This is a genomic window from Acinetobacter sp. YH01021, assembly GCF_013420255.1.
Classification (GTDB): Bacteria; Pseudomonadota; Gammaproteobacteria; order Pseudomonadales; family Moraxellaceae; genus Acinetobacter.
The window spans coordinates 34,326-57,851 of the sequence record NZ_VOYO01000001.1 but is presented as its reverse complement, the minus strand read 5'-3'; the positions used below and the strand labels follow the sequence as shown (position 1 = coordinate 57,851).

Here is a 23,526-nt window from a genome sequence, read left to right as displayed (position 1 = left end):
GGCATTTTATGAATATCGAAGTGCACTCAACTGAATAATTAGAATTATAAAAATCAGTAATTTAGTGTATCAACCTATAGGAATAGGATTTACTTGGAATGAAAAGTTTTAAAATTGCGATTGCTCAATTCTCTCCACATGTGGGCAATCTGGATGCAAATACGCAAAAAATGATTGATCTGGCCAATCAGGCTAAAAAAGATAAAGCGGATCTGATTATCTTTCCTGAACTTTCAACGCTGGGCTACCCTGCAGAAGACTTATTAATTCGCCCGAGCCTGGTGAAACGCACCAAAGCTGCTTTTGAAAAACTGACTGAAGTAAAAGATATTGTCATGGTCTTTGGTTTTGTTAATCAAACTGAAGATGGTCAGCGTTATAACTCGGCTGCTGTCATGAAAGATGGCGAAGTACTGGGTGTTTATAACAAGCAAGTGTTGCCAAACTATGGCGTATTTGATGAAAAGCGTTATTTTGGCGAAGGTCATCAGCATCTGGTTTTTGAGTATCTTGGACATAAATTTGGCGTACTGATCTGTGAAGATGTCTGGTCTTTAGCCACTGTTCAGCAACTGGCAAAATTGAATATCGACACAGCTTTGGTACTGAATGCATCGCCATATGAAGTGGGTAAACCACAACATCGCATTGAAACCATGGCGGCCTTGGTCAAACAGCTGAATATCAATCTGGTGTACTGTAATCAGGTCGGTGGTCAGGATGATCTGATCTTTGACGGTACCAGTTTTGTGCTCAACAAATCTGGCGAGGTGGCTTTACAGGCACCAACTTTCCAGGAAAATCTGGCAATTGCAGAATTTAATGCTGAACAACTGCAATTCAGTAAAGGTGCAATTGCACCTGCTTTAGACACCATGGCTGAGATTTATCAAAGCCTGGTCATGGCTACACGTGATTATGTACAGCGTTCTGGCTTCCCAGGTGTGATTCTGGGACTGTCTGGCGGCATTGACTCTGCCCTGACCCTAGCGATTGCTGTAGATGCGCTTGGCGCAGACAAAGTTCAGGCTGTGATGATGCCTTATACCTATACTGCACAAATCAGTGTAGAAGATGCAGCAGCTCAAGCCAAAAATATGGGCGTGACTTTCGGTATTGCTGAAATTAACCCTGTGGTAAGCGGCTTTATGCAGGTGCTATTCCCATTCTTTGGTAATGCTCCAGTCGATGCCACCGAGGAAAACCTGCAAGCACGTTCACGTGGCACCTTGTTGATGGCTCTGTCTAACAAATTCGGTAATCTGGTGCTGGCAACCGGTAATAAATCTGAACTAGCTGTCGGTTATTGCACCCTGTATGGCGATATGGTCGGTGGTTATGCAGTTCTGAAAGATGTGTATAAAACCATTGTGTTTGAACTGGCGAAATATCGTAACAGCATTTCAGAAACTCCAGTGATTCCGGAACGTGTGATTACCCGTCCACCTTCAGCAGAACTGCGTCCAGATCAGGTCGATCAAGACTCTTTACCTGCCTATGACATTCTAGATGCGATCTTGTACTCTTATATTGAAGAAGATATGAGTCAAGACGATATCATTGCCAAAGGCTTTGATGCTGAAGTCGTGAAAAAAGTGATTCGTCTAGTTGATATCAATGAGTACAAGCGCCGCCAAGGTGCCATTGGGCCACGTATCAGTTCACGTTCTTATGGCCGTGAGCGTCGTTATCCAATCGTGAATGGCTGGAAAGCAGGTAGCTAAATTCTGTTTTCAATGATGTAAATCAGAATCGTCCAAGTGAATGCTTGGACGATTTTTTTATGCGGCAGTAAAATGAAGAATAGCCCCAACATTAAGAAGGAAAAATGATGTTTTGAGAAATCTGAAAAAATTAGTGGATGCTTCAAATATTTTTTATAGTTTGCAGTACTTTTTAAAAGACAAAAAAAGAGACCAAGCTGAGAGCTTGGTCTTTTAAAATGGTGGCTATGACGAGACTTGAACTTGTGACCCCCGCATTATGAGTGCGGTGCTCTAACCAACTGAGCTACATAGCCGTAAACTGTGTGCGCATTATCGTAATTTCAGCTTCTATCGTCAAGCATTTTAAAACACAAATGTTCAGTCTTTATGCAAATACGGAATAAACTTTTAAATTTTAAACAAAAAAGGTTTTTTAGTATGTAATTCACGCATTCATAGCACCCTTTAATTCTTCGAGGATTCTTTAGATGTATAAAATCAAAATATCTATTTTACTCATTGGCCTTTCAAGCCTGAGTGCCTGCCAGATCATCACGCCTATTTTCGTAGATTATAATGGCGTCAGACGTGATGTGGCACAGTGGATTAATCAGCAGCAACTGATGAGCATGCAGCAAAAACGATCTTTGGCACAACTCAGCAGAGCACAGCAGAAAATCGAGCGCTATCCGGAATATGAGCAGCCTCAACGACTGGCGGTAACCTGGGAAAATCAGATTGCATTACATTGTGCGCGCTTGCATGTGACAGAACATAAAATCCAGCAGCTACAGCAAAAAATTTATGCAGGTGAAACTCAAACAATTTTAAATCGCTATGAACAGCTGTCACCGCAAATAAAATTAGACCCGACCTCTATTCGATGTGATTAATCACTGTCTTAGGCTATCACATTAATTACATATAAATTATTAACTTAGGCTAAATAAATAACTCTGTTCAATAGCTCTAAACAGGTGCTTCATTCTTTAATCTATTAGACATTATACCTATGTATTTACTTGGTTTTATTTTTATACAATACAGGCTATGATCAAAGTATAAACAACTATTCGTACCCGGTTTAACGCGTCATAATTTTATAACTCTAAATTCCCCTTAGGAGAATTCTAATGCCTTTTGAACATATTTTAGTACCTGTTGACGGTTCAGAAACATCGTATGCTGCAGTGGATAAAGCTGTAGAAATTGCCAAAGCATTTAACAGTAAAGTCACAGTGGTTCAAGTGCTGGCACTGGACCCTTATATCGCTGCGGAATATATCTCTGCGGCACAAACCAATGACCTGATTGAACGTGCCCGCACTTCCATCCTGAAAACGCTGGATGAAGCCAAAGCAAAATTCTCTGGTGCCGGTGTTGAAGTGGATACACAGCTCCTTGAGGGTCAGGTGATTTATAGCGAGATTGTCAAAGCAGCTAAAGATTTAAATTCTGACCTGATCGTGATTGGTTCTCATGGCCGTACTGGCTTTAAAAAACTGTTCCTTGGCAGCGTAGCGCAAAGCATTTTAGGCCAAGCAGATATTCCAGTGATGGTGATTCGCAACTAAATAAGCCTTAAAATCCCCACTTTTCACCAAGTGGGGACTTTTTTATATCTCGACCAGACCATCCCATTGATAGCATTTTAAATCCACGCGATCACCTTTAAGAAAAATTCCTTCCTGCATAAGTTTTTGCTGCTGGATATTCTGGCCATGTTCGTCCAGTTGCTTCACACTGATTTTCGCTTGAGCATTGATCACCCGATACCAGGGAATATCGGTGTCCGCATTTAGATGACTTAGCACCCGACCGACTAATCGCGCATGTTTGGGCAAACCTGCCAGTCTGGCAATCTGTCCGTAGGTGGCAACTTTGGCATATGGAATCTGATTGACCACAGCCAAAATCATTTCTGCCATTTCCTGACTGGCGGAACTTGTCTGGGTCATTTTCATCTCATTAATAGCTCATTTAAATAAAAGATCACACCTCAACCTATCCACAAAAAGCTAGATGAAAATAATCAAGCCTGATGAAATACGCTAACCCAAGCGATCTCAGCTCACTAACAACAAATCCATAGCATATTGAGATTCTAAGTTTTAACTTTAGAAATTATCCGGATTTTCTAAGCGTTTTACTTCCTGAACCTTATCTGGATGATGCACCGTGGCGACGCCATCTGCATCTTTCTGATCAATCAGAATCTCTGGCTGAAAGATAGTGATGGTCTCATTTCCTTTGGCATCTTCCCCGACAATATAGCGAAAGCCCTTACGGTTCAACTTGTGGCACATACGTTGATACCAGCCTTTAAAGCCCTGCGTTTCTTCATTGGGATTATAATAAAATGCATTCATCACCGCAGGCAGACCCAAGCCACATACCACACCGGATAATAGCACCACAATAAAGGTATAGCCCACCAGAATACTGCTATAGGCTTCCAGCTGAGGAATATTGGCGACCGCCAGAATTAAGGCCAAAGAAATCCCGCCACGTACTCCGCCCCAAGACAGGATGGTCAAACTACCGTTATAGCTTTTCTTGCTGACTTTTGGGAACATGGCAAAGGCCAGATAGTTGGCTGCAAAACGAGCCAAATGCAGAATCACAAAGGCCACCATCCCGCCCAGAACCAGACTGGTGCTCAAGTCTAGAATAAACAACTCCAGACCGATCAGGGTAAACAGGAATGAATTGATAATTCCCTCAACCGTATGCCAGAAATGATTAACGTCACCAATTTCAGCATCTGCCAGGATTTCTTTCCATTTATTACCAACAATCAAACCACCAATCACACAGGCAATTGGCGCGGAAGCATGTGCCAGCAAAGCCACCAGATAGGAACCACAAGCCAGCAAGGCCGTGGTCAAAATCAGAGATTCCATTTCATGCTTACCGCGCAAAATCCGCAAGATCGCAAAACCGAATCCGAGACCAATCAGCACCGCCACGACAATCTCATAAAGCAAGGTTTGCAGCACTGCCAGTACCGTAAAGTTTTCACCTTGCAAGACATTGAGTAGGGTCATAAATAAGGCAATACACATTGCATCATTAAAAAGCGATTCGCCTTCCAATTTAACGATCAAATGATGCGGTGCGCGAACCGAACTCAATACTCCTTTGATGCCGATCGGATCTGTGGCGCCCAAGGCCGCCCCTAGCAAGAGCAAAACCAGCAGGTCAACATGCTTACCAATCAGGAACTGATAACCATACAACACCACGCCAAAGAACACTGCACAGAACACCAAAGCCAGACCAGCCAGAATACTGATCGGCCGCCAGTGGTTACGCAAATCTGAAACCTTAAACTTCAGCGCAGATGAGGTCAGAATAAAGCAAATCACACCATTGATCAGAAAATCATAAAAATCCACATGACGAACAGCCTGCTCGATATTGTCAATATTGATGCTAAAGAATGGATTGCCATGCAGTAAACTGGCGCCCCACTGCAAAATGAAAACAAAGATTGCCGACACAATCGGAACCCCGATCGCTTGTGGAAAGCCTAAAACACGCTTATTAAACATCGTCGTAGCAATGGACAAGGCAAATACGACTGTGAGTAGCTGAAGAAAAAAGAAATTTCCCATTCGGTTTCCTAAAATCGGGCGAGATGGAGCACTATGCGCCGAGAGGCGTTGTTAAAATAGAGATTTGAATAGCAAGGTATTCTGGCAAAATAAGTTTAGTCCGTTTTTTATCGAATTGAGTTAAGTTTCTTTTCAGTATTTTCGAATGATGATTTAACATACAGGTCAGCACTCGGCTTTTGCTTTCCCATCATTCTATTTTGAATTTTTCTCCCATGCATCAAACTGTCAAAACCATTTTTCGTCTCTGTTTTGCCAGCGTGATTTTTCTGATCACGTTGTCCTTATGTTTTACCTGCTTTGCTAAAATTCAGGAAATTCTGCAAGCAGAACAGCATTATCAGCAAGCCACCAGCATTCCCTTAAAAAGTTCAACCGGGGAGCAGTATGTATTGGTGTCCAATAACCAGCGACCGGACAATGCCATTTTTATTCTGATTGCAGGAAATGGTTATGTGGCCAAAATCAATTGTGAGCATTACAGCGCTTTATGTAGCGATGAAGACAATCAATCGCATACCCGACAAATCCAGAGCGTTGACTTAATCAAAGCGGGGAATCTGTTCTATATTGAAAAAATCCAGTTCAGAGATAGCCGGACCGGCAAAGCAACTGCTTTAGAATATAACAAACAAGATATTCAGCAGTTTTATCAAAATGACATGAGCAACCTCAAATATACAGTCTTTGCAATTGCCCTGTTTGCTTTGGCTGCCTTATTTGTCAGTATAAAAATATTAAGAAACTTCCAGCGTTTTCTGAATAAATAAAAAAAGGAGCATCTGCTCCTTTTTTTTATCGAAGTCATTTAAATATTTTGATTGAAGGTATCACAATTCGCAACCTGACCGGATTTCAAGCCGGTATTAAACCATTGTACCCGCTGCGCGCTGCTGCCATGAGTAAAGCTGTCCGGCACCACCTGTCCGCGAGCACGTTTCTGTAAATAGTCATCGCCAATTTTATGGGCTGCATCCATCGCTTCCTGCACATCACCCTGTTCCAAAAATTGGGTACGTTCATGATTATGGTAAGCCCAGACACCGGCCAGACAGTCTGCCTGCAATTCCTGACGCACTGAAAGCTGATTACTTTGCACTTCGCTTGCTTGCTGACGTGCTTGCTGTACTTGAGAAGAAATACCTAAAATCGTCTGGATATGATGCCCCACTTCATGGGCCACGACATAGGCCAGCGCAAAATCCCCCGCCTGATCATTACGGGAAAGTTCGGTGGCATTCTGTTCTCCGGTAATGCCCATTTGGGTACGCATATCTTTAAAGAATGCAGTATCGATATACACTTTCTGGTCTGTCGGGCAGTAGAAAGGCCCCATCGCCGCCTGAGCAGTACCACAACCAGAATTCACGATGCCGTTAAACAACACCAGTTTCGGTGGGACATACTGCTGATTTAACTGCTGCTGAAACACCTGATTCCAGGTATCTTCAGTATCTGCCAATACAGTTCCAACAAAATCAATCGACTCCTGCTGTTCTGGCGTGGGATTTTCCAGGCCACGTGTTTCTGCCGCACCCGATACACCCTGAGTGACCTGCTTGGTGGTTTGATAAGCCTGCTGTGGATCGACACCAAAAAACTTCCAGGCCACAAAGGCTACAATCAACCCAACAATACTGATTCCGCCAGCTTTGGCACCACCACCGCGACGGTCTTCTACATTGCTACTGACACGACGACCTTTCCAACGCATAGTCTTTTCCTTTTCTTAATCTGCTCAATATCCAGATATTTCCACACCTTAAGCTTTTGATGATTTAGGCCAGATTTTCTTAATCAGGCTGATGACCAGCATCACCAGCAGACCCGCTAAAATTCCTACTGCGAAATTAATCAAGGTCGGCGTCACGGCACCAACAATGTTACCGATGCTAGGAATATCCTGCACATAGGCCACACTGTCTTCAGTAAAGTGATGAATAAAAGGAATAGCATGGTTAATAATTCCACCGCCCACCAGAAACATCGCAGCGGTCCCAACAATGGAGAGAATTTTCATTAAGATCGGGGCAAATGCCAACAAGCCACGTCCTATTTTTTTTTTAAAATCAGACTGCTGTTCAGTCAGATGCAGACCGATATCATCCAGTTTGACAATCAGCGCAACAAAACCATAAACACCAATGGTCATCACCACCGCGATCAGGCTTAAAACAGTCACTTTGGTCAGCATCGAGGCTGCGGCGACCGTTCCCAAAGTAATCACGATAATTTCAGCAGACAGGATAAAGTCAGTGCGAATAGCACCTTTGACTTTTTCATTTTCAAACTGGTGCAAATCTATTTCCGTATGGATCAATTGTTCACGCGCCTGTTCCGCGTCCTTGGCCTTCGGTGTATGCAAGGTATGAATAATTTTTTCCACGCCTTCATAACACAAAAACAAACCACCCAGTACCAACAAGGGATTAATCAGCCAACCTGCAATAAAGCTGATTAATAATGCCAGCGGCACCAAAATCAGTTTATTGACAAAAGAACCTTTGGCAACTTTCCAGACCACCGGTAATTCACGATCAGCCCGCACACCTGTCACTTGCTGCGCATTTAAAGCCAGATCATCACCGAGAACGCCTGCCGTTTTTTTTGCTGCCATTTTGCTCATGACAGCGACATCATCCAGGACTGTAGCAATATCATCTAATAATAGTAATAAACTGCTCGCCATACTTATTATCCTTATCTTCTTTCCACCTAGTTTAATCAAAATTGTTAAAAATATTGTATTCACTTGTTTAATTTATAAGATTTTTTTACGACAGCTTTTTTTCTGGCTGACAATCAAAAACAGAATGCCGTACAATGTTGCCATTCGTTAAAATATAGCTGTAGTACTGACTACCCTTTGGAATAGATAATGAGTAATCAAGATAATCGTCCAGTGATCTTGACGGGCGACCGTCCTACCGGACAACTCCACCTCGGCCACTTTGTGGGTTCATTACGCTCTCGTGTAGGTCTGCAAGATTCTCACCATCAACACTTGTTACTCGCTGATGCTCAAGCCCTGACCGATAATGCGGACAATTTTGAAAAAGTACGTCGTAACATTATTGAAGTGGCGACGGATTATCTGGCTGTCGGTATTGATCCAACTAAAACCACAATTTGTGTGCAGTCATGCCTGCCAGCACTAAATGAACTGACCATGCTTTACCTCAATTTCGTGACGGTTTCACGTCTTGAGCGTAACCCAACCATTAAATCTGAAATCCAGATGCGTGGTTTTGAGCGTGATATTCCAGCCGGTTTCTTGTGCTACCCGGTGGCTCAAGCTGCTGACATTACGGCATTCAAGGCCACTGTAGTTCCTGTGGGTGAAGATCAGATTCCAATGATCGAACAGACCAACGAAATCGTGCGTCGTTTAAACCGTCAAATTGGTCATGACCTGTTACCAGAATGTAAGGCACTACTTTCCAATGTTGGTCGCCTACCTGGTTTTGATGGTAAAGCAAAAATGTCGAAATCTTTGGGCAATACCATTGTGCTAGATGCAACAGATAAAGATATTAAGAAAGCCGTCAATGCCATGTATACCGATCCGAATCACTTACGTATTGAAGATCCAGGTCAGGTCGAAGGCAACGTGGTATTCACCTATCTAGATGCCTTCGATCCAAATAAAGAAGAGCTGGAAGAACTTAAAGCCCATTATCGTCGTGGTGGTTTAGGCGATGGTACAGTGAAAAAACGTCTGGAAAGCATTTTAAAAGAATTGATCGGTCCAATTCGTGAGCGTCGTATTGAACTGGCTAAAGATCCGGATTACATCATGGATATTCTAAAAACTGGTACGGATAAATGTCGCGATATTACCCAGGCGACACTGGATGAAGTTAAATCTGGCCTCGGCGTATTCCATTTCTAAATATAAAATTGCTTTGAAAAGCTCTTCTGATGAAGGGCTTTTTTATTTAAACTATAATTGCGCAAAAATGATGCAAATATCCCCACATAATCTTCATAGTTTTAACCTTATTTAACATGTATTAACATGAATACTGATGAGTCATATGAGAATGCGTCCTATTATGGTCATATTCAGTAAGGAATCAGATTTAACTCTCTCCACAGTTAATGAAGTAGTTTGAAAGACGTTCCTTTTTCTACGCAATGACAACCCCAATCATTGCGTTTTTTTTGTCTTTAATTTTTGAATCTATTTTATTTCAAGTATAAAAAAACCCGCCAGAGCGGGTTATTTTGAATTCAGCATTTAAGCATTTTTATGACGCATATGCGGGAACAAGATCACATCGCGGATACTTGCTGCATTGGCAAAGATCATCACCAGACGGTCAATACCAATACCCTCACCTGCTGTTGGAGGAAGACCGTATTCCAATGCTTCTACAAAGTCTGCATCGTAGTGCATGGCTTCATCATCACCAGCATCTTTTTCAGCAACCTGTGCCTGGAAACGTTCAGCCTGATCGATTGGATCATTCAATTCCGAGAAGCCATTGGCCAACTCACGGCCACCGATGAAGAATTCAAAACGGTCGGTAATGTGTGAATTGTGATCATTACGGCGTGCCAATGGAGAAGTTTCCGCTGGATACTCGGTAATGAACGTCGGCTGACGTAATTTAGTTTCTACAGTTTCTTCAAATACCATCGTTTGCAGTTTGCCCAGACCAAAACCTGGCTTCACTTGCTCTTTCAATTCTTCCTGAAGGAATTTTGCCAAGAACTCACGGTCATTGACATTTTCAGGAGTAAATTGTGGGTTATTTTCCAAAATCGCATCGAACATTGAAATCTTCTTAAATGGTCCTTTAAAGCTATACACTTCATCGCCATAAGGCACGTCAGTCGTACCCAAGATATCAATTGCCAGACGTTCCAGCATTTGCTCGGTTAATTCCATCAAATCTTTGTAATCTGCATAAGCCTGATAGAATTCGATCATGGTGAATTCAGGGTTATGACGCGTAGAAACACCTTCGTTACGAAAGTTACGGTTAATTTCAAACACACGTTCAAAACCACCAACCACCAAACGTTTCAAGTAAAGCTCTGGCGCAATACGCAGGAACAATGACATGTCTAGTGCATTATGATGTGTTTCAAAAGGACGTGCTGATGCACCACCTGGAATCACATGCATCATTGGCGTTTCAACTTCCATATAGCGCTTTTCAGTCAGGAAGGCACGGATACCCGCCACAACTTTGGCACGAATTTCAAAAGTTTTACGTGTTTCTTCATTAACGATCAGGTCAAGATAACGTTTACGATACTTCACTTCAGTATCGTTCAGACCATGGAACTTGTCTGGAAGTGGACGCAATGATTTGGTCAGTAATTCAAAATGTTCGATATGTACATACAAATCGCCTTTACCCGAACGACCGATATAACCTTCGACTGCAATGATATCGCCAAGGTCCAGACCTTTAATGGTAGCCAGCACATCTTCAGCGAGTTCTTTACGCGCCACATACAGCTGGATACGACCTGTCATGTCCTGGATCACGATAAATGAACCACGGTTCAACATTACACGACCGGCAACTTTGACGTAGACCTTTTCGCCTGCTTCAATTTCTTCTTTAGATTTATCAGCGAACTGGTCTTGTAAATCCTGGGCATAATGCTCACGCTTAAAGGTATTCGGCCATGGGCTCTTACCTGTTTCTTGTGCCTGAGCTTCGATTTGCTTTAACTTGGCATGACGCTGTGCAATTAAATCGTTTTCGGAAATGATTTGTTCAGAAGTCGATTGAGCGTTAGTTTGCGTCATCTCTGCCTCGAATAAGATTAGTTAAAAAATAGAAGTTGCATAGAATAGCAGAAATCCTTCTCAAATCGTAGCGTAAACACTCTCAGGAACCGGCTTTTCTTTGGAAGAATCCACTATCCCGCTATTTACACCATTCGGTTCAGCCCGTCTGTCACTCTTTTAAATTGCCTTTCTTCAACCTTTTGCAACACCCTGCTGCTCTCATTTGGGATTAAAGTCTAAAACAGACAGGTCTTATATAAAATCATTGCACTGCAAAACTGCGGCTTAGACCAATAGCTAACTGCCTTGTATACCTAGACGTTCTACAATGACGCTCAGATTGAAGATGATGTGCCAATCAACAAATAACCAATATGGCATGTCCCATAAAAATGAGTAATGAACTATGTCTAAGATTTTGTTTTTACATGGCTTAGATTCCTCCAGAGAATCCACCAAGTTCCACGCCATTGAGGTGGTACACAAGTACTGTATCGATGTCGATTACCGAAATCTGAGCTATAGTTCGGTCGCCGAATTTTATCATGAGATGATTGAAACCATTAAACCGGATATTCTGGTCGGCCACAGTCTTGGCGGTTATTGGGCACTGAAAATGTCACAGGCGTATCAAATTCCCTGTGTAGTGGCCAATCCCATTTTGCAGCCGAACTTCCGCGATGACTATCCAGCCATTGGGCATCACGATTTACAGCATGATATTCCTCAGTTTGCCTATCTTGAGCTGGGCGATGAAGTTCTGGATATGCATGCGGTTCAGACACAACTTGAAGACTATATGCAAATTCAGGCAGTTGATGGCGGCCATCATCGTCTGGAACATCCTGAGCAAATTAACACACTGATTCAGGAAATCGAAGATCATTTTATCAGGCAATAAAAAAGCCCCACAATTTTGGGGCTTTTTTTTTAATTTATGACTTAAGCAACTGCCGCTTCAGGCTGAGATTTGTCGTCCAGTACTGACCAGATATCCAGGCCTAATTCAGCATGCAGGTCAGGAAGATCAAGGAAGATACTTGCACCAAGTACTTCATGTTGACATTTTTGAGCCAGTTCATTCACTGCTTTTAAGGTTCCACCGGTTGCCAGAACATCATCCACAATAATTACTTTCTGGGACTGAACGTTCGCAGACATTTCTAAACGATCCAGACCATATTCCAGGCTATAACCCACACCAACCACTGGAGGTGGCAATTTACCTGCTTTCCGCACCAACAATAAGCCTTTGCCTGTACGTTGTGCCAACAAGCTTGCCAACACAAAACCACGCGCTTCAACCGCAATAAAGCTTTCTACTTCTGCCAGTTTGTCAGCAGGAATGCTGGCAATCAAAGCGTCAGTCAATGGACCAATATTACTCATGAAAAGTGGGGTCAAATCAAAGAAGCAAATTCCTGGTTTTGGAAAATCTTGGACCGTACGAATGTGAGACCACAAAGAAGTAGACAAATTGCTCATGGGAGATCTTAAAAAAAGAAAAGGAATATGGGAATTTTAAACCTATTTGAGTAGAGCGGACAAGCCAAGCTGCCTAATAAAAACCCGACATTTAATGACAAGATATTGATTTTATTATATTGATTTATTTTAAAAATATTTAATCCAGACTTTACTGATTCTAAATTACCTAAAAACTCAAGTTTTTACTGCACGACTTTGGTCTATCCCACAAGATAAACGCTCATTTTTGCCATCCTCAGCTTTTGATCCTTTAATCGCCTGCGCCAGAAAAGCTGATTGGCGTGATTTTCAGATAAATGAGGAATGTGTCGTCTATTCTGCTGCTAATTTCGCTGATTAAGCTTTTATTCACTTTACTTTCTGAATAGAACTGCGTAAAAATTTAGCCAAATATGTTCACTGTTAAAAAGTCATATTCTTTTAGAGTCTTGCCTTTTATGGATTTTAAGCTGACGCCTACAGTTGCTCAGTTTTGGAGAGTTACATGAGAAAGTTTCAATGCATCGTATGTGGATGGATTTATGACGAGGCAGAAGGTTGGCCTCAAGACGGGATCGTGGCGGGCACCAAATGGGAAGATATCCCCGATGACTGGACCTGTCCAGATTGCGGCGTGTCTAAAGTCGATTTCGAAATGATCGAAGTCTAATCACGTCCAGTTAAAGGCCATATCCATTATGGTCTTTTTTTATGCCCTTCTATCATTTATACAGCATGGAGCTCTACCATATGGAAACAACTATGCATCCTATCGTCATTATTGGTTCAGGTATGGCGGGTTATGCCGTAGCACGTGAATTTCGTAAACTCAATCCAGAACATGAATTGCTGATGATCTGTGCGGATGATGCGGTCAATTACGCCAAACCGACGCTCTCCAATGCTTTGGCTGGCAATAAAGCACCTGAACAAATTCCACTAGGCGATGCCGCTAAGATGTCAGCACAGCTGAATATGCGCATTGAACAGCATACTTGGGTTAAGGCGATTCATCCGGAAGATCATCAACTGGTTTTGGAAAAAGATGGCCAAGAAAGCACGCAACATTATAGCAAACTGGTATTAGCCATCGGTGCCAATCCGGTACGTCTGGCGATTGCCGGTGATGCCAGCGATGACATTCATGTCGTCAACAATCTAAGTGATTATAAAACTTTCCGTAGCAACCTGGCAGCACGTGAAGACAAACGTGTGGTGATTTTAGGTGCAGGCCTGATTGGCTGTGAATTTGCCAATGACCTGCAAAATACCGATCATCAGGTTACAGTCATTGATTTGGCACCTCAGCCGCTTGGCCGTTTATTGCCAGAACATGTTGCTACTGCCTTCCAGAAGAATCTTGAAGAAACCGGCATTCACTTTGTCTTGGGCACAACAGTCGAAAAAGTCTCTCGTGCGGACAATGGTGATTATCTGGTCACGCTGGCCAACGGTCAGTCTTTGGTCGCTGATGTAGTGTTATCTGCGGTAGGCTTACAGCCGAATATTTCTTTGGCGAAACAGGCAGACGTACATACCAGTCGCGGAGTTTTGACCACCGCACAACTGGAAACCAACCAAGCCGACATCTATGCTGTAGGTGACTGTGCCGAGGTCAATGGAACTTTATTGCCTTATGTCATGCCGATCATGCAACAAGCCCGCGCTTTGGCAAAAACCTTAAACGGTGAACATACCGCTGTACATTATCCGGCTATGCCAGTGGCAGTCAAAACGCCTGCTGCACCTTTAACGGTATTACCTGCACCAGTTGATGTTGATGTCACCTGGGAAACTGAAGAGTTTGACGATGGCATGCTGGCTAAAGCGTTCGATGCTAACGGCACCTTACGTGGTTTCGTGCTTTTGGGCGCCACTGCAGCCAAACAGCGTCTGGCCTTGACCAAACAGGTTCCTGACTTGATTCCTGCTGCGGTTTAGAGGTTTAATAGCAAGGATATTTTTTAAACGAAATATCCTTTAATTAGGACAGCGACTATGTACAGCGCAGCACAGTTTAATCTTTCCCCTTATACCTCGTTCATGCATGAAACCAAGGTCGATCTTGGCAATGGGATCCAGCTACATGTCGAGGTTGGTGGAAATCCGGAACATCCCACCATTTTGCTGATTATGGGGCTGGGTGGGCAAATGCTGTACTGGCCTGACTTTTTCTGCAAATCACTGATTGACAATGGTTATCACATCATCCGTTTTGATAATCGTGATATTGGCCTGTCTTCAAAAGTCCATCACAAAGGTCCACGCCTGAATACCCTGAAAATGATGAGCCGTTTTGTACTGGGTCTGGGTAATCAGGGTGCACCTTATGATCTTTACGATATGGCTGAAGATGTCAGTCTGCTAATTGAAAAAATGCAGCTGGAACAGGTCTATGTGCTGGGTGCTTCGATGGGCGGTATGATTGCCCAGATTCTGGCCGCGCGTTATCCGGACAAAGTCAAAAAACTGGGCTTACTGTTTACCAGCAATAACCAGCCGATGTTGCCACCACCCTTTCCCAAGCAACTCTTTAGTTTGATTGACAAACCGGCTTCAACAGATGAAGATGGCATTGTTGATCATAGTTTGAAACTGTTTAAGATCATCGGCTCACCAGGTTATGTCAATCATCTGGAAGCGGTGCAGACCGCCCGTAAATTATATAAGCGAAGTTACTATCCTGCTGGTGTACTTCAACAGTTTTTAGCAATATTATGTACAGGCTCATTGCTGCAACTGGACAAGCAAATCAAACAAGAAACCCTGGTGGTCCATGGTTCTCGAGATCGATTGCTGCCTCCTAGCCATGGCAAGGCCGTTGCGAAAGCAATTTCAGGGGCTAAATTTGAATTAATTGATGGAATGGGGCATGATATCCCACCGCATTTTATTCCATATCTTAGCGAATTATTTGCTGATCATTTTAAATCATAAACATTAGGACACTATGGCTGCATTACCATCCCTAAGACAGCTGTCATACCTCGTAACACTGTCAGAGACGCTACACTTTACAGAAGCTGCTCGCCGCTCCTTTGTCACCCAGTCAACCTTGTCTGGCGGCATCATGGAGCTGGAGCGTTTACTCGGTGGCGTACTTGTTGAACGCGACCGCCAGAATGTTCGTTTAACGCCTCTTGGTGAACAAGTGGTTGCACGCGCACGTGTTCTACTGGCCGATGCTCAGGACCTAATGCGTTTAAGTCGTGAGATGAGTGAACCTTTAACCGGTGATCTACATCTCGGCGTCATTCCAACAATTGCACCTTTCCTATTGTCCCAGCTGCTGGATGAAGTGCATAAGCAATTACCAAAAATCCAGTTGCATCTGCATGAAGCGCAAAGTGAAAAGATTGTAGAAAAGCTGGAACATGGCAACCTGGATATGGTGGCTTTGGCATTGCCTTTCGACACCCGTGGTCTGAAAGTTGCTGAAATTGCCAAAGAGAATCTGTATCTGGTTTACCAAAAATCTGATCAGCATGCTGCACAAGCAAACTCTTTAGAAGATCTGGATCTGTCTCGCCTGATGTTACTTGAAGAAGGTCATTGCCTGCGTGATCATGCCTTGAGTGCCTGCCCGATTGGTGAGCGTAAAAATGATCACCGTTTAAAAGCCAGCTCACTGCCGACTTTAATCGAAATGGTGTCTGCAAATCTGGGCTTTACCCTGCTGCCTGAAATTGCGATCCATACCAATATGATTAAAGGCAATCCTGAGATTCAGGTAAAAGCGATCGATTCAGCCCCAAGTCGTACCCTGGCATTGGTAACCCGTAAAAGCACACCGCTGCAAAGCGAGTTTGATGTGCTATTACAGATTTTCCAGAAAATCACTCAGCACGATGCTGCCTGATCTATAGATAATAAAAAGGAGCACATGTTGCTCCTTTTTTATATCTTGAATTGAATGCATCCAGTCCGCCTAGAAACTTAGAATCTCTACATTTCAGCTAAATCACTATTCTTTGGGATAGGCATTTGCATCTGCCTGATTCACAGTATAGCTCTCTATCGCATCTACAGGATCGCGTTTTATTGGCTAGCCTTTTGCCTGCACCGGTTTTAGTGATTCGTTCACCGACTGGACTCGACCTGTCAAAAATCCAGACCGTGCTACAGCAACTCGGCTATCAGCCAGATATGCTGCTGTATGCGGACAATATACTGTCCGCACAATCCATGATTACTGAACATCTGCCTAATCTGATTCTTTATCATGCAGCAACAACTTCAGAGATCAGTTTGATTCATCAGCTGAAACAGCAAAGCTCAGATACACCTGTTATTGCCATATTCAATACGGATGCCATAGCACTCATCTATTCTGCTTTATTATCCGGAGCAGATAGCTATATGCAGCATCATGATTCATTACCGCAGTTCGCTGAGAGTCTAAAAATTGTCTTACGCGGCGGAGCCTACATTCATACTGAACTGGCAGACTATATCCTGCACCAGCCCATTGCTAAAACCTGTCTTAACCTCGCTGAATTGCAGTTATTAAAATTATTGAGTCAACATCAATCGCAAGCTGAACGACAAGATCAGCTCCAGATGAAGGACTATCAGATGTATAGTCGGGTCAAACACATCTATCGAAAACTGGTTAAACTCAGCTTGAACAGTTAAATTCTATGTTCGGAATAAAAAAGAGGCTGAATATTCAGCCTCTTTACATACTTAAACTTATTTAAACAGCTCTAACAGAATACGTTGTGCATTATGCGGTTTTTCACCTTCTTTGGGCTGTGCCCGCAGCCAAGTACCATCACCTTGCAATAACCAGGATTGCTGATTGTCTTTCAAGTAATTCAACAGACCTTGTTGATAGATGCGTTTTTTCAAGGCTTCATCTTCGACCGGGAAACAGGCCTCGACCCGATTAAACAGGTTACGATCCATCCAGTCTGCACTTGAGCAGTAAATACGAGAATTGCCATTATTGCTGAAATAATACACGCGGGTATGTTCCAGAAAACGTCCAACAATTGAACGCACCCGAATGTTTTCCGACAGACCCGGTAAACCCGGACGCAAACTGCAAATCGAGCGGATAATCAGGTCAATCTGCACCCCGGCCTGAGAGGCTTCATAGAGTTTGTTAATCAACTGCATTTCGGTCAGCGCATTGACTTTGACAATGATCTGCGCCGGTTTACCTGCTTGAGCATAGGCAATTTCATTATCGATATAGTTCAGTAACTGGGCATGTAAGGTAAACGGCGCATGCAGCAGCTTTTTCAGCTTGGCCATTTTCCCCATACCGGTCAGTTCCTGGAAAATACGATGCACATCTTCACATAGATCTTTATCCGTCGTTAATAGACCATAATCGGTATAGATTCGCGCATTGCCGGCATGATAGTTACCGGTACCCAGATGCACATAGCGTACCAGTTTATTATTTTCCCGGCGCACCACCAGAATCATCTTGGCGTGAGTCTTGTAACCGACAATGCCGTAGACCACGACTGCTCCCGCTTCTTGGAGGACATTGGCCACCGCAATATTGGATTCTTCATCGAAACGCGCACGCAATTCAATGACTGCAGTGACTTCCTTGCCATTGCGGGCAGCTTCAGCCAGTACCTGCACAATTTCAGAATCTGGCCCACTACGGTATAAGGTCTGCTTGATCGCCAGTACTTGCGGATCGCGTGCCGCTTCACGTAATAATGAAATGACCGGCGCAAAAGATTCAAATGGATGATGCAGCAAAATATCCTGTTTCTGCATCGCACTAAAAATATTTTCAGATTTTTTCAGTACTTTGGGAATGATCGGCGTATGCGAGTCATAACGTAAATGTGGACGCTTAAAGTTAGACAGCAAACGTGCCAGATTGACCGGGCCAGCAACTTTATAAAGCTGCTCGTCGTCCAGATCAAATTCATTGAGCAGATATTCATAAATATGCTGCGGACAATTTTCTGTCACTTCGAGACGTACCGCACGACCAAAACGGCGTGAACTGAGCTCGCCTTTGAGCGCCTTGGCCAGATCTTCGACATCTTCATTCAAGGCCAAATCGGCATTTCGAGTGACACGGAACTGATAACAGCCAGTCGCCGTCATCCCCGGGAACAGATCAGACACATGCTCATGAATAATCGCCGACAGCATCACATGATGTTCTTTTCCATCGGTCAGTTCATCCGGTAAACGCACCACGCGTGGCAGTGAACGCGGTGCAGGTACCACAGCCAGATCAATCTGACGGCCAAAGGCATCTTTCCCTTCCAGCGTGACAATAAAGTTCAGTGATTTATTCACCAGTCGCGGGAATGGATGCGCTGGGTCTAGGCTGATTGGCGTGAGGACGGGAGCCACCTGCTCCTGAAAATATTTTTTGACCCAGGCAGATTGTGCTGGGGTCAATTCACCACGGCGCAAGAAGCAAATATCTTCCTCACGCAATTTTGGCAAAATTTCTTCATTTAAAATACGGTATTGACGTTCAATGGCGGCATGCGCCGTTTTAGAAATCTGTTCTAAAACCTGCTTTGGAGTCAAGCCATCCGGACTCCGGCTTTCATTGTCCAGATCCAGTTGTTCCATCATCCCGGCGACCCGGATTTCAAAAAACTCGTCCAGATTACGCGAGAAAATCAACAGGAAATTCATGCGTTCGAGCAATGGATGTAAAGGATCGACAGCCTGTTCCAGGACACGTAAATGGAAGTCTAGGATAGACAGTTCACGATTAATATAACGATCATTATATGTATATTCGGGCTGTGCTGAAGTTGTGCTGGCTGCCGTATTCATATCAAACCTATGCGGATTTAAAATTGTGCTTATCGCTCCAAGTATGCTTCAAATTGATGACAATTTCATAAAAAAAAGCCCAAATAATTGGGCTTTCTCTTCAAATCATCAATTAAGGTAATTCTGCATAACGCATATAGCGCTGAATCATCCGTTTACGTGCATTTAATGCAGAGGAATTGCGATGATCCTGGAAGTATTTCGGATTGGTGAGAATGGCCGCCAGAAAGATGGCTTGATCCCGGGTCAGGCTTTGCGCGGTTTTACCAAAATAATGTTTGGCCGCCGCTTCAACGCCGTAAATATTGTCCCCGAACTCGATCGAGTTTAAATAGACTTCCAGAATCCGTTCTTTCGACCACATGCGTTCCATCATCCAGGTCGCGACCGCCTCCTGACCTTTACGCACAAATGAACGCTTGTTGACGAGGAACAGGTTTTTCGCCAATTGCTGGGAGATTGTCGAACCACCGGCCACTACACGGCCCTGATTTCTGTTTTTATTCAGCGCAGTTTGAATCCCGTCCCAGTCAAAACCATGGTGATGAATAAATTTTCCATCTTCTGCAGTGACGATGGCACGTTTCAGATTCAGACTGATTTCGTCATAGGGACGCCACTGATGCTGAATCGCTTTGGAAGGTTCTGTCCAGTAATCAATCCGCATCATCATGGTGGTATTCACCGGATTGGTTCGCCACCAGGCCAGACTGGCAAAGATCCACAATTGAACCAGTAGAATCACACTGACGATGACGAGCATCGTGCGGATCAGAAAGGCTTTCATGTCAGTGCGTTACTCCTGAAAATTTAATTTTTCGTGTTAAGCTTATTCGAAATATACAATCACAGCAAAAAAATAGCATGTCTGAATACTCTCCCCCTGTCGAACATCGCAAACTTGAAATGCATCTCTGGTGGATCACCGCCATTTTAATCGGGATCAATGTTGGATTATTTGGCTGGCAAGCCATGCATGGCATGGATGTTAGCCAGCCGAGTACCCGAGACGCTATTCTCTGGGGTGCCGATTATGCACCTTTAACCTATTTAGCGGAACCCATGCGCTTGTTTAGCAGCATGTTTTTTCATTTTGGCCTGATTCACCTGATGTTGAATATGTGGGCCTTGTATATTTTTGGTAGTGTTGCCGAACAGCTGTTTGGCCGGATGTATTTTATTGGCCTGTATGTGTGTGCCGGATTAATGGGCAGCCTGCTCAGTGGCTATATGAACATTCAAGACAGCTATAGCTTGATCCAAGGCGGTGTGGCCAATCCGGATTTATTGCCTGCGGTCAGTGCCGGCGCATCTGGTGCTGTGATGGGACTCGGGGCTTCACTGACAGTGCTAGCCTTATTGCCAATGCTGCCACAGCAACGTTTTATTCTGGATAAAAAAACCCTGGTGATGGTGATGGGTCTAAACCTCGCGCTGGGCTTTATGATCAGTGGAATCAACAATGCCGCACATATTGGCGGCATGCTGATGGGGGCTTTTCTCACCTTGCTCTGGTACATCGGGCAAAAAATGCAGCGTAGCCACCTGTTCAATCTGATTGCCTTGATTGTCGGGTTCGGCCTTTGTGTGCTGCTTTATCAACATAACTTGGCCTTACTCGAACCCATTCGCCCACTGTGGCAAGAGATTCTGGAAATGATGCAACAGCAACTAAAACTTTAACTCTCAGCCAGTTTAAAAATCACGGAGATGAATCTTATTGATTCATCTCACGCAAGCTTTGTAAGGGTGGAATCTCTGACAGATAACTCAGGCGATAACGGCCAATCAGCGCACATAAAGTGGTCATAAAGATCGGCAAGATAATCCAGATTTCCCAATGCGGCTGAATCATTAAATCCATTTTATAACTGGCAATCGCACTGATCACTTCGGCAAACAGGCAGGAAACTATTCCGGCAAACAGCCCAATAAAACCAATTTCCAGACTCATCATGGTTTTCAGTTTCTGCTTGGAACTACCGAATGATCGAAGCAAAGCCACTTCACGTTTGCGCTCATCCATCAACAGGTTCAGACAGGCCATCAGTACCAGAAAACCGGAAATGCTGACCAGTACTGCCAGAATGGTCACGATTTGCACTAGCACATTCACAATGCGTTTGATCTCCTCCAGAATCAGGCTGACATCAATAAACACCGTGTTGGAAAATTGCTGGATCACAGACACCAGTTTGCCTTTATCTGTTTCCGGGACATAAAAACTGCCCAGATAACTGCCGGCATTGGCATCCATGCTATTCGGTGCAAAGATAAAGAAGAAATTCGGGCTAAAACTTTCCCATTCGACGGTTCTTAGATTAACGACTTTAGCTTCCAGTATCCCTTCCGGCAGGCTGAAACTGAGTTTATCTCCAATCTTGATCCCTAACTCTTCAGCAGTATTGGCTTCGACCGATACGGTGCCGACTTGTTTTAATACCGCGTCACCACTGACAATCACATTATCCTGAGGATAGCGGTTTGACTGGGTCAGATTCAGTTCACGTCTTAAGGTATTGCTGCTTTTCACCAGTTCCTCGGCAAAAGGCTGATCATTTTTGGCGACCAGACGCCCACGGACATTTGGATACAGTGGCGTGCTTTTCCAGCCATTCTGCTCAAGTTGAGCTTTCAGGTCTGGCATATCAAAAGGCGGTAAACCATAAACAAACTGGTTCGGTGTACCTTCCGGTAACTGTTGCTGCCAGCGATCCAGCAGATCAGTACGCAAGACTGCCAAGACTGTAATCAGGCTCAAGCCCAAGGCTAAAGCCGTAATCTGCAAAGCAGTCTGAGAAGGTGTGCGTACATAGGCTGACAGATTCAACTTCATATTCCGCAGCAGTTTCAACATCCCCCATACCGTCAGATACAGCACTGCACATAACACAATAATCGCGCCAATCACCCAGGCGGTCAGCAGCAAGTTTTCAGTCAAAATCACACTAAAAATAATCAGGCTGAGCGTTCCAGTCAGCAGCATCCACAGCATGGATTGCACTGATTTTTCCTGCTGGCGAATCACCCGAATCGGTGGTGTATTCAGCAGTTGCAATAAACTTGGCATCACAAAACCGAGTAGCACCACGGCACTGGTCAGCATCGCCACCGGCAATGGTCCCAGCAACATTACTAGGGCTGAAAATTCAATCTGTAAATTTGGAATCAGCTGCAACATCAACTGTAACAGGCCATAACCCAGACTGATCCCGACCACGGTACCAATTAGCATGGCAATTAACAGTACCATCCCGAGTAAAGCCAGATAAGCTGACAGAATCTGCTGCTTGGTGGCACCGATACAACGCATCAAGGCAATATGATCCTGATTCTGCTGCACATAGCGCTGCGCGGTTAAGGCTATGGCAATCCCGCATAATAGAATGGTCAGAATATTGGCCAGTTGCAGGAAAGTGTCCAGATTGGCGATTGGCTTCATCAAGCGGGTATTGCCTTCACTGGCATTGCGTAACCTGAGACTGCTTTGCTCCTCAAACTCCTGTCCTTGTACTTCCGCTGGCGTTTCAGCCGAGCCGTTTGCTGACTTGACCTGCTGCTTGAATAAGGCTTCATATTGTTGGGTATCGTCTGGACGGCCAGCCATGAGTAAGCGATATTCAATCCGACTCCCCACCTGAATGGCATTGGTTCGTGCCACATCTGCTTGGGAAATAATCACCGTTGGTGAAAATCCGGAAAATCCAAGTTCCTGATTGGAGTCCTGTTCAATCTTGGCGGTGACTTTAAACGCCGCATCGGCAATATTGAGCTGATCCCCCAATTTGACTTTGAGCAAATCCATGGCTCGTGGACTGAGCCAGATTTCACCAGATTGAATCGACTTTTTTGCCGGTTGCACCCGCAGTTCGCCACGCAAAGGAAAAGCCTGATCAATGGCTTTGACATTGACCATGACAAACTGCGCATCGGTATAGGCCATACTGCTAAAGAAAGTGACTTCTGACTGCTTTAAATCCAGCTGCTTGGCCTGATCGCGCCACTGCTCCGGCAAAGGCTCATTATCTGAAAGCACTAGATCACCGGCCAGCATTTCTGCTGCCTGCAAGGCGACTGCATTTTGGATCTGCTCGTTACTAAACTTGAGTGCAGTAGTCGCACTGATCGCCAGCGTTAAGGCAATAATCAGCAGATAAATTCCGGTGGTTTTAAAGCTTTGCGTCAGTAAGGGACGAAATAATGGATTCAT

The 23,526-nt window shown here is 44.1% G+C and carries 21 protein-coding genes and 1 tRNA gene; 12 read left to right on the top strand and 10 right to left on the bottom strand.

All coding sequences use genetic code 11. The features are described from left to right. Positions 1 to 98: 98 nt before the first annotated feature. Positions 99 to 1,724 (top strand): NAD+ synthase, encoded by a 1,626-nt coding sequence (locus tag FTT86_RS00245; protein WP_004730268.1) that lies wholly within the window; start codon positions 99 to 101, stop codon positions 1,722 to 1,724. Between the two features lie 219 nt (positions 1,725 to 1,943). Here FTT86_RS00245 and FTT86_RS00240 read toward each other — a convergent pair. After that, positions 1,944 to 2,020, bottom strand: a tRNA-Met gene (locus FTT86_RS00240). Positions 2,021 to 2,194: 174 nt separating this feature from the next. Here FTT86_RS00240 and FTT86_RS00235 point away from each other — a divergent pair. Together FTT86_RS00235 and FTT86_RS00230 are read left to right on the top strand one after the other, a co-directional pair. Beyond that, complete coding sequence (locus FTT86_RS00235; protein ID WP_180180360.1) at positions 2,195 to 2,599, top strand: hypothetical protein; 405 nt, start codon at positions 2,195 to 2,197, stop codon at positions 2,597 to 2,599. Between the two features lie 240 nt (positions 2,600 to 2,839). Further along, positions 2,840 to 3,280: a universal stress protein gene (locus FTT86_RS00230; RefSeq protein WP_004279425.1), complete on the top strand. Its 441-nt coding sequence runs from the start codon at positions 2,840 to 2,842 to the stop codon at positions 3,278 to 3,280. A gap of 42 nt (positions 3,281 to 3,322) precedes the next feature. On the opposite strand, the gene FTT86_RS00225 is transcribed toward FTT86_RS00230, so the two are convergent. Together FTT86_RS00225 and FTT86_RS00220 are read right to left on the bottom strand one after the other, a co-directional pair. Continuing rightward, complete coding sequence (locus tag FTT86_RS00225) at positions 3,323 to 3,664, bottom strand: MGMT family protein (protein WP_180180359.1); 342 nt, start codon at positions 3,662 to 3,664, stop codon at positions 3,323 to 3,325. Positions 3,665 to 3,823: 159 nt separating this feature from the next. Next, positions 3,824 to 5,323 (bottom strand): sodium:proton antiporter, encoded by a 1,500-nt coding sequence (locus tag FTT86_RS00220; RefSeq protein ID WP_004279423.1) that lies wholly within the window; start codon positions 5,321 to 5,323, stop codon positions 3,824 to 3,826. Positions 5,324 to 5,538: 215 nt separating this feature from the next. On the opposite strand from FTT86_RS00220, the gene FTT86_RS00215 reads away from it, so the two are divergent. Next, the gene (locus FTT86_RS00215) at positions 5,539 to 6,093 is read left to right on the top strand and encodes a hypothetical protein (protein WP_180180358.1); all 555 of its coding nucleotides are present in this window, start codon (positions 5,539 to 5,541) and stop codon (positions 6,091 to 6,093) included. A gap of 38 nt (positions 6,094 to 6,131) precedes the next feature. Here FTT86_RS00215 and FTT86_RS00210 read toward each other — a convergent pair whose 3' ends face one another. Further along, complete coding sequence (locus tag FTT86_RS00210; RefSeq protein ID WP_004279421.1) at positions 6,132 to 7,037, bottom strand: neutral zinc metallopeptidase; 906 nt, start codon at positions 7,035 to 7,037, stop codon at positions 6,132 to 6,134. A gap of 48 nt (positions 7,038 to 7,085) precedes the next feature. After that, complete coding sequence (locus FTT86_RS00205; RefSeq protein ID WP_180180357.1) at positions 7,086 to 8,012, bottom strand: DUF808 domain-containing protein; 927 nt, start codon at positions 8,010 to 8,012, stop codon at positions 7,086 to 7,088. Positions 8,013 to 8,201: 189 nt separating this feature from the next. On the opposite strand from FTT86_RS00205, the gene trpS reads away from it, so the two are divergent. Further along, positions 8,202 to 9,215, top strand: coding sequence for a tryptophan--tRNA ligase (gene trpS / locus FTT86_RS00200; protein ID WP_004279419.1), 1,014 nt, complete (start codon positions 8,202 to 8,204; stop codon positions 9,213 to 9,215). 348 nt (positions 9,216 to 9,563) lie between these two features. Here trpS and lysS read toward each other — a convergent pair whose 3' ends face one another. Beyond that, positions 9,564 to 11,093 (bottom strand): lysine--tRNA ligase, encoded by a 1,530-nt coding sequence (lysS, locus tag FTT86_RS00195; RefSeq protein ID WP_180180356.1) that lies wholly within the window; start codon positions 11,091 to 11,093, stop codon positions 9,564 to 9,566. A 388-nt stretch (positions 11,094 to 11,481) separates the two neighbouring features. On the opposite strand from lysS, the gene FTT86_RS00190 reads away from it, so the two are divergent. Further along, a complete protein-coding gene (locus FTT86_RS00190; RefSeq protein ID WP_180180355.1) occupies positions 11,482 to 11,976 on the top strand; it encodes a YqiA/YcfP family alpha/beta fold hydrolase in 495 nt (164 codons plus the stop codon). A 41-nt stretch (positions 11,977 to 12,017) separates the two neighbouring features. Here the strand turns inward: FTT86_RS00190 and FTT86_RS00185 are convergent, their stop codons facing one another. Then, positions 12,018 to 12,560: an adenine phosphoribosyltransferase gene (locus tag FTT86_RS00185; protein ID WP_071850580.1), complete on the bottom strand. Its 543-nt coding sequence runs from the start codon at positions 12,558 to 12,560 to the stop codon at positions 12,018 to 12,020. Positions 12,561 to 13,047: 487 nt separating this feature from the next. Between FTT86_RS00185 and rubA the strand changes: the two genes are divergently transcribed. From rubA to FTT86_RS00160, 5 genes are all read left to right on the top strand, one after another. Beyond that, complete coding sequence (gene rubA, locus FTT86_RS00180) at positions 13,048 to 13,212, top strand: rubredoxin RubA (protein WP_004279415.1); 165 nt, start codon at positions 13,048 to 13,050, stop codon at positions 13,210 to 13,212. Positions 13,213 to 13,304: 92 nt separating this feature from the next. Next, complete coding sequence (gene rubB, locus FTT86_RS00175; protein ID WP_114541194.1) at positions 13,305 to 14,483, top strand: rubredoxin reductase RubB; 1,179 nt, start codon at positions 13,305 to 13,307, stop codon at positions 14,481 to 14,483. 57 nt (positions 14,484 to 14,540) lie between these two features. Beyond that, positions 14,541 to 15,479 carry an esterase EstB gene (gene estB, locus FTT86_RS00170; RefSeq protein WP_004646272.1) on the top strand — a complete coding sequence of 313 codons (939 nt, stop codon included), beginning with the start codon at positions 14,541 to 14,543 and terminating at the stop codon, positions 15,477 to 15,479. 13 nt (positions 15,480 to 15,492) lie between these two features. Continuing rightward, positions 15,493 to 16,401 carry a LysR family transcriptional regulator OxyR gene (gene oxyR / locus FTT86_RS00165; RefSeq protein WP_004279412.1) on the top strand — a complete coding sequence of 303 codons (909 nt, stop codon included), beginning with the start codon at positions 15,493 to 15,495 and terminating at the stop codon, positions 16,399 to 16,401. A gap of 182 nt (positions 16,402 to 16,583) precedes the next feature. Next, positions 16,584 to 17,177: a response regulator transcription factor gene (locus tag FTT86_RS00160; RefSeq protein ID WP_180180354.1), complete on the top strand. Its 594-nt coding sequence runs from the start codon at positions 16,584 to 16,586 to the stop codon at positions 17,175 to 17,177. Between the two features lie 57 nt (positions 17,178 to 17,234). On the opposite strand, the gene ppk1 is transcribed toward FTT86_RS00160, so the two are convergent. Both ppk1 and mtgA read right to left on the bottom strand, forming a co-directional pair. Beyond that, a complete protein-coding gene (gene ppk1, locus FTT86_RS00155) occupies positions 17,235 to 19,316 on the bottom strand; it encodes a polyphosphate kinase 1 (RefSeq protein WP_180180353.1) in 2,082 nt (693 codons plus the stop codon). Between the two features lie 112 nt (positions 19,317 to 19,428). Then, on the bottom strand, positions 19,429 to 20,103 hold the full coding sequence (gene mtgA, locus FTT86_RS00150) for a monofunctional biosynthetic peptidoglycan transglycosylase (protein WP_004279409.1): 675 nt from the start codon (positions 20,101 to 20,103) through the stop codon (positions 19,429 to 19,431). A 77-nt stretch (positions 20,104 to 20,180) separates the two neighbouring features. On the opposite strand from mtgA, the gene FTT86_RS00145 reads away from it, so the two are divergent. Then, the gene (locus FTT86_RS00145; protein WP_180180352.1) at positions 20,181 to 20,999 is read left to right on the top strand and encodes a rhomboid family intramembrane serine protease; all 819 of its coding nucleotides are present in this window, start codon (positions 20,181 to 20,183) and stop codon (positions 20,997 to 20,999) included. 34 nt (positions 21,000 to 21,033) lie between these two features. Here the strand turns inward: FTT86_RS00145 and FTT86_RS00140 are convergent, their stop codons facing one another. After that, positions 21,034 to 23,526: an ABC transporter permease gene (locus tag FTT86_RS00140; RefSeq protein ID WP_180180351.1), complete on the bottom strand. Its 2,493-nt coding sequence runs from the start codon at positions 23,524 to 23,526 to the stop codon at positions 21,034 to 21,036.

Coding starts and splice junctions, on each gene's coding strand:
- FTT86_RS00245 (WP_004730268.1), top strand. CDS start 99: ATGAAAAGTTTTAAAATTGCGATTGCTCAATTCTCTCCACATGTGGGC.
- FTT86_RS00235 (WP_180180360.1), top strand. CDS start 2,195: ATGTATAAAATCAAAATATCTATTTTACTCATTGGCCTTTCAAGCCTG.
- FTT86_RS00230 (WP_004279425.1), top strand. CDS start 2,840: ATGCCTTTTGAACATATTTTAGTACCTGTTGACGGTTCAGAAACATCG.
- FTT86_RS00225 (WP_180180359.1), bottom strand. CDS start 3,664: ATGACCCAGACAAGTTCCGCCAGTCAGGAAATGGCAGAAATGATTTTG.
- FTT86_RS00220 (WP_004279423.1), bottom strand. CDS start 5,323: ATGGGAAATTTCTTTTTTCTTCAGCTACTCACAGTCGTATTTGCCTTG.
- FTT86_RS00215 (WP_180180358.1), top strand. CDS start 5,539: ATGCATCAAACTGTCAAAACCATTTTTCGTCTCTGTTTTGCCAGCGTG.
- FTT86_RS00210 (WP_004279421.1), bottom strand. CDS start 7,037: ATGCGTTGGAAAGGTCGTCGTGTCAGTAGCAATGTAGAAGACCGTCGC.
- FTT86_RS00205 (WP_180180357.1), bottom strand. CDS start 8,012: ATGGCGAGCAGTTTATTACTATTATTAGATGATATTGCTACAGTCCTG.
- trpS (WP_004279419.1), top strand. CDS start 8,202: ATGAGTAATCAAGATAATCGTCCAGTGATCTTGACGGGCGACCGTCCT.
- lysS (WP_180180356.1), bottom strand. CDS start 11,093: ATGACGCAAACTAACGCTCAATCGACTTCTGAACAAATCATTTCCGAA.
- FTT86_RS00190 (WP_180180355.1), top strand. CDS start 11,482: ATGTCTAAGATTTTGTTTTTACATGGCTTAGATTCCTCCAGAGAATCC.
- FTT86_RS00185 (WP_071850580.1), bottom strand. CDS start 12,560: ATGAGCAATTTGTCTACTTCTTTGTGGTCTCACATTCGTACGGTCCAA.
- rubA (WP_004279415.1), top strand. CDS start 13,048: ATGAGAAAGTTTCAATGCATCGTATGTGGATGGATTTATGACGAGGCA.
- rubB (WP_114541194.1), top strand. CDS start 13,305: ATGCATCCTATCGTCATTATTGGTTCAGGTATGGCGGGTTATGCCGTA.
- estB (WP_004646272.1), top strand. CDS start 14,541: ATGTACAGCGCAGCACAGTTTAATCTTTCCCCTTATACCTCGTTCATG.
- oxyR (WP_004279412.1), top strand. CDS start 15,493: ATGGCTGCATTACCATCCCTAAGACAGCTGTCATACCTCGTAACACTG.
- ppk1 (WP_180180353.1), bottom strand. CDS start 19,316: ATGAATACGGCAGCCAGCACAACTTCAGCACAGCCCGAATATACATAT.
- mtgA (WP_004279409.1), bottom strand. CDS start 20,103: ATGAAAGCCTTTCTGATCCGCACGATGCTCGTCATCGTCAGTGTGATT.
- FTT86_RS00145 (WP_180180352.1), top strand. CDS start 20,181: ATGTCTGAATACTCTCCCCCTGTCGAACATCGCAAACTTGAAATGCAT.
- FTT86_RS00140 (WP_180180351.1), bottom strand. CDS start 23,526: ATGAATCCATTATTTCGTCCCTTACTGACGCAAAGCTTTAAAACCACC.